This is a genomic window from Marinobacter sp., from assembly GCF_048259445.1.
In the GTDB taxonomy this organism is placed as follows: Bacteria; Pseudomonadota; Gammaproteobacteria; order Pseudomonadales; family Oleiphilaceae; genus Marinobacter.
In genome coordinates, this window is record NZ_JBLXHQ010000049.1 from 1 (window position 1) to 7,332 (window position 7,332).

Annotated in this window: 11 protein-coding genes; 1 reads left to right on the top strand and 10 read right to left on the bottom strand. The window is 53.9% G+C overall.

The annotated features are described in order from the left end of the window. The first annotated feature begins 103 nt into the window (after positions 1 to 103). Entirely contained in the window at positions 104 to 313 is a 210-nt protein-coding gene (locus ACN0RL_RS19295) for a hypothetical protein (RefSeq protein ID WP_053314947.1), read from the top strand. 26 nt (positions 314 to 339) lie between these two features. On the opposite strand, the gene ACN0RL_RS19300 is transcribed toward ACN0RL_RS19295, so the two are convergent. The 10 genes from ACN0RL_RS19300 to ACN0RL_RS19345 all read right to left on the bottom strand — a co-directional run. Further along, positions 340 to 1,017, bottom strand: coding sequence for a DUF4875 domain-containing protein (locus tag ACN0RL_RS19300; RefSeq protein WP_016063643.1), 678 nt, complete (start codon positions 1,015 to 1,017; stop codon positions 340 to 342). A 117-nt stretch (positions 1,018 to 1,134) separates the two neighbouring features. Further along, positions 1,135 to 2,100 carry a phage late control D family protein gene (locus ACN0RL_RS19305; RefSeq protein ID WP_016063642.1) on the bottom strand — a complete coding sequence of 322 codons (966 nt, stop codon included), beginning with the start codon at positions 2,098 to 2,100 and terminating at the stop codon, positions 1,135 to 1,137. A gap of 3 nt (positions 2,101 to 2,103) precedes the next feature. Beyond that, positions 2,104 to 2,310 carry a tail protein X gene (locus tag ACN0RL_RS19310; RefSeq protein WP_015968730.1) on the bottom strand — a complete coding sequence of 69 codons (207 nt, stop codon included), beginning with the start codon at positions 2,308 to 2,310 and terminating at the stop codon, positions 2,104 to 2,106. Beyond that, the gene (locus ACN0RL_RS19315; protein WP_140370973.1) at positions 2,300 to 2,788 is read right to left on the bottom strand and encodes a phage tail protein; all 489 of its coding nucleotides are present in this window, start codon (positions 2,786 to 2,788) and stop codon (positions 2,300 to 2,302) included. The genes ACN0RL_RS19310 and ACN0RL_RS19315 overlap by 11 nt, the downstream gene beginning before the upstream one ends. Further along, complete coding sequence (locus ACN0RL_RS19320; protein ID WP_417519778.1) at positions 2,778 to 5,828, bottom strand: phage tail tape measure protein; 3,051 nt, start codon at positions 5,826 to 5,828, stop codon at positions 2,778 to 2,780. The genes ACN0RL_RS19315 and ACN0RL_RS19320 overlap by 11 nt, the downstream gene beginning before the upstream one ends. Before the next feature lie 40 nt (positions 5,829 to 5,868). Further along, positions 5,869 to 5,997, bottom strand: a complete 129-nt coding sequence (locus tag ACN0RL_RS19325; RefSeq protein ID WP_079883262.1) for a GpE family phage tail protein — start codon at positions 5,995 to 5,997, stop codon at positions 5,869 to 5,871. 17 nt (positions 5,998 to 6,014) lie between these two features. Next, a complete protein-coding gene (locus tag ACN0RL_RS19330) occupies positions 6,015 to 6,359 on the bottom strand; it encodes a phage tail assembly protein (RefSeq protein WP_016063639.1) in 345 nt (114 codons plus the stop codon). 61 nt (positions 6,360 to 6,420) lie between these two features. Continuing rightward, a complete protein-coding gene (locus ACN0RL_RS19335; protein ID WP_016063638.1) occupies positions 6,421 to 6,606 on the bottom strand; it encodes a hypothetical protein in 186 nt (61 codons plus the stop codon). Positions 6,607 to 6,616: 10 nt separating this feature from the next. Beyond that, positions 6,617 to 7,117, bottom strand: a complete 501-nt coding sequence (locus tag ACN0RL_RS19340; protein WP_417519781.1) for a phage major tail tube protein — start codon at positions 7,115 to 7,117, stop codon at positions 6,617 to 6,619. 1 nt (position 7,118) lies between these two features. Beyond that, positions 7,119 to 7,332: phage tail sheath C-terminal domain-containing protein (locus tag ACN0RL_RS19345; protein WP_417519783.1), on the bottom strand; the 214-nt coding region annotated here is incomplete at its 5' end.

The following is a 7,332-nucleotide window of genomic DNA, read 5'->3' on the forward strand; positions in this document are numbered from 1 at the left end:
GGGTTTCTTTTTACCAAAATAAAGACTGGACTGCTCACGGGGCGCACGTTAGTATAAATGTACATTTGTACAAAACAACATTTAAACAAAAGGACAAACAGCCATGAGCACCCAAGACAAAATCGCAAAAGCACAAGAAGCAGCCGAAGCACTAGCCGATGCCCTGATGGAACTGAACTCAGCAGCGAGCCACGAAAACACCAGCGCCGGATGCCTGCTCCACATGCTGGTAATGCCACAAATAAAAGCAGCGGCAGACATAAGCAGCCAGCTGCAGCAAATACAAACCGGCTACAACTTCAAGCCAGAATAAAAAAGGCGGCACTCGCCGCCCTTTCCCTACCCGCTCACCTTTTCACGGGACACCCACGGAAGGGTGATCTTATCTGGAGTGGTACCGAACTTATTAGCCAGGAAGGATTTGAGGCGCTCCTCGTTTACCATGCCATCTTCCATAAACTGATCGCGATTCTCGCGCCAGGCTTTCCATACAGCCAGCTGCTCCTGGGTTAATTGCACGTCTGAGGCTTCAACATCCCATTTTTTACCATCACAATCCTTGCCACTGGCACCACAGCCATCAGGCGTGTATGTGGCCATGGCCAATTGGCTGCCCTGACCTGCCGCAAACGGGGCAACCTCAAGCCATACCTGGGCAAGGTCTGCGTCTGTTTGATCCTGTAGAGCCTTAGCAGCGGCTTTGGCTGTTTCCGCTCTATCTGCCTGAGTAAGTGCGGTCGGAGCTGTAATCACCCAGCGGAGGCGCTTTCTGCCCGCAAAACTGGTGTCATCTTTACCAATGACCTGATACTCATGAGCCACACCTTTAGCCACTGCCGGTGCCTGCTCAACAGGATCAGCAACCAAGCCGATGAGCAAAAGAAGCACCAACATACCAAGGCCATAGAATTTAAGCACTCGACCACGGGTTTCCTGCTTAATCCAGGCTGGCTTTATCAACCCAGCCACAAAGGCAAATAACACAACAATAAATAATAACGATAGGAATACATCCATCCCATTAACTCCTCTTTTCAATCAAAAAGATAAAGGGTATGGGTGAATTAGGAAGTAGACAAGGAAGGAAGTGCAACAGGAAGGATATTTGAGAGGATAAGCCCGGTTCCCCGGGCATTAATTCGCAGTGAATGATGTGGTGTAACCACCGCCACCGACTCGATGCTCTACACGAACGGCAACGTAATCACCCGTAAAGCCATCACGCCAGCCACCTGACAAGGTGATCGGGCTTTCAGCAATGACCAGAGGATTACCAGGCAAGGTGATATCAAGATTCTTACGGCCACGCTGCAAAGAAGCCAACTCAGAGGCCGCTGCCGCACGGGCTTCTTCGGCGGTAGGGTAAGTCTTTCGCAGTGTCTTACCTGGTTTAGTCTTATCCCCGACCGTTTCACCAGTGCGCCGCGCTTTGGCCTTGTCTTGCCAGTACGCAACAACATGGCCAATGTCAGAACGATCAGCAAGCACAAGCCGATAGGTCGTCACATCAGACTTGGCCAGAACGATTGGCGGCAAGTCCTTCCCGCTGACCGTTTTCCCAAGGTTACGTGGAGCAAACAACAGGTTAGGACCAGCAGGCTTTGAAATTGCATCGTACTCTTTCGCCAGCCTGGTCAAAAAGTGCAGATCACTTTCTCCGGTCTGGTCTATATGCTCGATGAAAGTGGCGGCCAATTGCTCCGCAACCTTGGGCTGCAAATTATGCTCACCGGCAACCGCTCGAACTATATCGTCTATGGTGACTTTATCCCACGAGCGGGTCTTGCTGGTTTTCAACTCCTGGCGAAGGTCAGCACCCCTGGCACGAATCACAATCTTGTCGGGTGGACCAGAAAGCTCTGGCTCATCCACAACAAACTCGCCCATGTAAGCTAGGCCCGTTTCTTCATACCCCAAATGCACCGCCAGACGGGCCCCCTTGCGGGGCACTGCCAATACCCCGTCAGCATCATCAACCGAAATGGTCAATGCATCAGACTGGAAGCCCGCCTCGTCAGTGATGGTCATTTCTATCAGGCGCTCGGCAATCCGGGAGGTAATATCCCGGTCGTCGGCAAAAACTCGGAATTGTGGGCGCATAGGTCAATCAAACAGTGAGATTTTCGGAAGCTCCGGGGTCTCTGGTTTCGAGATCTCCGGCAGTTGAATAATCAGGCCAGCGGGAAGCCGTGGACCGTACTCAGCCAGACCAGGGTTCAATTCATAAACCTGGAGAGCATAGTCAGAGCGGCCATATTGGCGGTAACAAATGTCATCCACCACATCCCCGTCCTTGGTTCTATACTCCACCGGTCACCCCCTTGTATCGGTCTCCGTAGTAAAGCAGCTCCAGGCTAAAATCCAGCTTGCGGGCTTGGCCGTTACGATGAAACACCGTGGCGTTCTCCCGGATACTGGTAATACACCAAAAACCAAGCACCTCACCAATACCGGAAACCAACTGCAGAGGCTGACCAAGGCCAGCCTGAGCGGCCATGGCATCCACTTGCCTTAACCCGCCTTTGTATTCTGGATAAATCACCCCATTCAGGCTGCGCTTAAACTCCCCACGACCGACAAACTGAGGTGCGGCCATGTTGCCAAAACGCTGCTGAGTGGGCCAAAGAAACGACAGCTCCCGGGTGAATGCCTGGTAAGCTGCCGTATCCACAGAAAAGCGGTACTGACCAAGGGCCAGCATATAACTGGCTGCCCGTTCCGTGGGCAGCGTTTGGTTTGCTAAGTCTCTTGCCAGGGCCTCCGCCTGGTCTCGGTAGTTAAGAGTCATACAGGTCTCCACGGTGTTTCGCCTGCTGCTCATGCATCAGTTGCATGAACTGCTTGCGCACCTCAATAGCCAACTCTTGGGTATTCATGCCCTGATTTCCCTGAACGTGAATATCCAGCTGACCGATAGAAATTGTGGTACCACCGCCTGCCATGACTGGCTGGCTAGCCGCCAAGGCTGGTATCGATGCCGGTTGAGGAACAGAAACAGCCGGTGCCTGATACGTGGCCACGGTTTCCTGGTACACAGGTGAAAGCTGTACCGGCTCCGCTGCCGCTGGCATGGCTGCGGCACTGGCAGCAATCACACCTGCAGCTGCTGCCGCTTTGGGTGCGCTCACGCGCTTGGCCGCTTCCACTTGTGGTTCAGGTACCGAAGGCTTGACCACCTCAAGGCGGGCAACAGCCTCCGCTTGCTGGCGGGTCTTTTCAGCCTCGGCCAATTGCTCAAGATTAGGCCCTGACTCTTTGGCCTGTTCGTCTCCGCCACCAAAGCCGAAGAATGACTTCACTTTGCTAACAGCACTACCAAGCCAGTCCAGCTTGCCCTTAATCCAGTTAAAAGCAACGCCCCAGCCCTTCATCATCAAGCCGATAGGCGACCACTCGAACACGGTTTTAAGCGCGTCCCAGAGGGAAAAGGCACCAGACTTAATACCTTCCCATGCCGCACCAGCCACACCGACCGCCCAGCTGATCAAGTTGACCAGGTTGGTAATGCCAGCGATCACCAATTTGACCGGGAACAGCAGAATATTCAGCGCCGCACCGACGAACTGACCAAAACTGGTACCGGCACTGGTGGCGGCCTGCAATGACTCCGCGCTGGCGTTAACCGGCTGAAACAACCGACCAAACCAGTCAAACACTGCTTTCACACCATTCCAAACCCAGCCAAGCGCATCACCAATCGGTGACAATGCAGCAAACAAACCTGAGCAGGACTGGATAACCGGGGCGAACCCCTGAATAAATCCATCCCAAAAACCAGAAAGGAAGGCTTTCAGCGGCTCGAAATACTTGTAAATCAGCACCCCAAGCACAGCAATCAATGCAACAACCGCCGCAATGATCCAGGTGATAGGGTTAGCCAAAATCGCCGTATTTAGGGCCCACTGTGCAGCTGTCACCAATCCCATACGGACGGCTGTCAGCTGGCTAATCGCACCAAAGGCGGTCATGCCGTACCGGGTCATGGCCATCATGCTGTTAATGCTTGCCATAGCCAATAACAGCGGCGCACCGGCAGCAGCCAAAGCGCCCACTGCAGCACCGGCAATAGTTAACACTCGCACCAGACCAGGATGGGCTTCCGCCCACTTATCCACGCCTCGGGTAACTTCGGTCAACCAGGTGGAAACATCCTTAACCACCGGCAATAAAGCATTGCCCAGAGTAATTTGTAGAGATTCAGCAGCAGACGATAGCTCCTTGAGCTTGCCCTTTGCGTTATCCCCCATTTTATTCGCCACCTGAGCGGCACGACCGTTGGCATTATTCACCACTTCCAGGTACTTGGTGATACCGCCTGCCCCTTCCTGGGACAGCAACTCAGCCATACCGGCTGCCGGTTCTTCACCAAACACATCTTTCAGCACCTGGAGCTTTTCAGCGGAGCCCATGTTCTCGGTGGCCTCGGCAATATCACCGATGATTTCCACCATGTTGCGCATGTCTCCGCTGGCATCCTTGGTACTCACCCCCAAACGCTCCAGGGTTTTCGCAGCTGCTCCGGTCGGAGCGGCCAAGCGGCTCACCATGGCGCGAAGTGTGGTACCTGCCTGCGAACTCTTGATGCCGACGTTACCCAGCAAACCTGCCATCGCGGCAGTTTCTTCCAGGCTCATACCCGCCTGACGTGCAACCGGAGCCACGTATTTCATGGTCTCGCCAAGCATCGTCAGGTTAGTGTTTGCCGTGGTAAACGTAGCCGTCAGAACATCAGATACCCGGGACATCTGCTCCGGTTTCATACCAAAACCGGAAAGAATATCTGAGGCAATATCAGAAGTGGCGCCTAAGTCCGTAGCCCCCGCTTTCGCCAAATCCAAAAGACCAGGCATTGAGGCAATGATCTGATTCGTCTTAAACCCGGCCATGGCCAGGTACTTCATGCCATCGGCAGATTCTGAGGCACTAAAAGACGTTTCCGCCCCCAAACGGCGGGCCGTAGCGGTTAGCGTAGATAGCTGGTCGTCTGTCGCATTGGCTACCGCTGCCACGCCAGCCATCTGCTCCTCAAAGTCCGCCGCAACCTGCATCGGACCACCAAGCGCCTGCTTGATAGTCTGACCGGCTTGCTGCGCACCAAAGGCCGCCACCGTCATGTTTGCAGAGACCTGCATGCTCTTTTGCAGGCGTTCTTTAGACTTGGCCACACGGGCTTCTATCTCTGCGATTCTCTCCAGCTTTTTGGCCTGCCGGTCAAACTCTTGGTTTAACTGACTGGCCTCCTGCTTCGCCTTCGACTGAGCCCCGGCAAGGTCCTTGGTGGACACTCCGGCTCGATTCAGTGCCTGGCGCATTTCTTGGAGCTTTTGGGTCTCCTGCAGGTGCGCTTGTTCAAGCTGGTTAACTTGACTCTTCGCTCGCTCAAACTCTTTGTTGAGCGATTTATTATCCCGCTCAACTTTACGGAATTCTTGCCCTAGCTTGTTAGCTTCTTTTTGGGCTTGTTTAAACCGATACGTCAGGAGATCATTAGGCTGTTCAGCAGCCTTCATCTCCTGGGCCAGCTCGGCCACCTGCCTTTCTGCTGCCGCAAGCTCAACTTTGAGTCTTTTGGTCGGGCCCTCTGATTCTTTTATCTGGATGGCAAGCTGCTGGACTTCTCCCTTCGCTTGACTTACTCCAGCTGCAGTATCTCGGCTCTGTTTTAGTAGCTCACGAAAAGCGTTGAACTGGTCGGTCTGAGAATCGATGGCTTTCAGCCGTTCCTGAGTCTTTTTCAGCGACTCAATAACCTGACCAGAAGCTCCCGCCACGTTCTTGAGCGGGGCGCTCATTTTGTCGATGGCTTGGAGCTTGACGGCCAAGTTCATGTTTTTTGATGCCATACGCCACCCAAGAAAAACGGGCTATCTAGTAGCCCTGATTTTTAACCTGGTTCATGGCCTTGAACCGCTCGATGGCCAACTCTCGCCAGCGCATCAGCTCATCAAAGTCCATACCGTCCATTTGCTCCGGCGGCCAATGGAAGACCGCCGCAATATCAGCCCACGCTTCGTCTACTGAGTCGGGAGCTGCTCTTTGGTGAAAAAAGTGGCGACTTCTGTCATCACCTCCAGCAAGTCAGCCGGTTCCAGTTGATAGAAGTGCTGAGCCGTGAAACCGTTCATCGCAATACGAGGCACCAGGTTCGCCACTGCACCGGCATCCATTTGGATCACATCCAGCAACTTGAGGCCACGCAGGTCACCTGGCATGGGTTTGCGCAGGGCGAGGTGTTTCATCTTGCCGCCACCGACCGCGACATCCAGCGTGATCACTTTGTCGGCACCAGGGAACTCCACCGGCTTCACTTCGGTTACTTCTTCCAGCTCAACGGTCAGGTCTTTGTTTTGTTCAGTCATGTTCAAGGCTCTCAATAAAAAAGCGCCCATCTGGGCGCTTGTATTCAATCAGGAAAGGGGCTTACTCGGCGCTCTTGGCCGTGGTTTTGGCTGCCTTTGCAGCTGGCTTACCAATAAAGCCACCGGCCAGCAGGTTTGCTGCCTGACGGGCGGTTAGGTCAAGGGTTTTGTCCACGACCTGCTTTTCATTGCCGTGCATAAACGGCACCAGAACCACGTAGGTCTGCTTTTCAGGTGTCTTAGCCATCTACTGCTCCTTACAGTCCAATCGCTTTACGGGCGGCTTCCAGTAGGTCTGTGCCGTTGATACGGCGGACCATGTTCGGAATGTCGATGAAGACTTTCTCTTCCCCGTCGATTTTTAGCTCAAACTTTTTGAGACCCACGGCCACTTTCAGCTGGGCTTTTTCGCCAGATTTCCAGGTACCGAAGTCCAGCTCTTTCCAGCTGCCGTTCAGCACCATGACCACTTCATGGATTTCCCCGTCCTGCTCAAACGCACCGCGCAGGGTTACGTTGATCATCTTTCCGGGAACTAGGCCATAAGCCGCGAACAGCTCTTTTTCATAGCTGGCCACGGTGAAGTTGCACTCCAGCTTCTCCATGCCCTGGTCAAGCTCAAGCGGGGCGTCCATGCCCCCTGCCTTGAACTCCTCGGTCTTGAGAGTCAGTTTTGGAGGGGTCACTTCCTCCACCACACCTGCATAGCCTTTACCGTCAGCGAACAGGTTCATTGCTCGGATTACTTGCGGTAGCATCTTACACAACCTCCGTCAGATAGCCGTTAACCATGTGGCTGCGGAACGTGATGTGCTCTGCAGGCGCGTAGGCGCTAAAGTCATAATCGAAGTAGACTTTACCCTGTTGAATTTGGTCGGGGCTGTTCAGCTCCGGGTCCACCCAGCACTCACCACCGGCAATCGCACCGATGTTTTTGAGGTGGCGCAGGTAGTTATTCACCCCTTCCGTCACG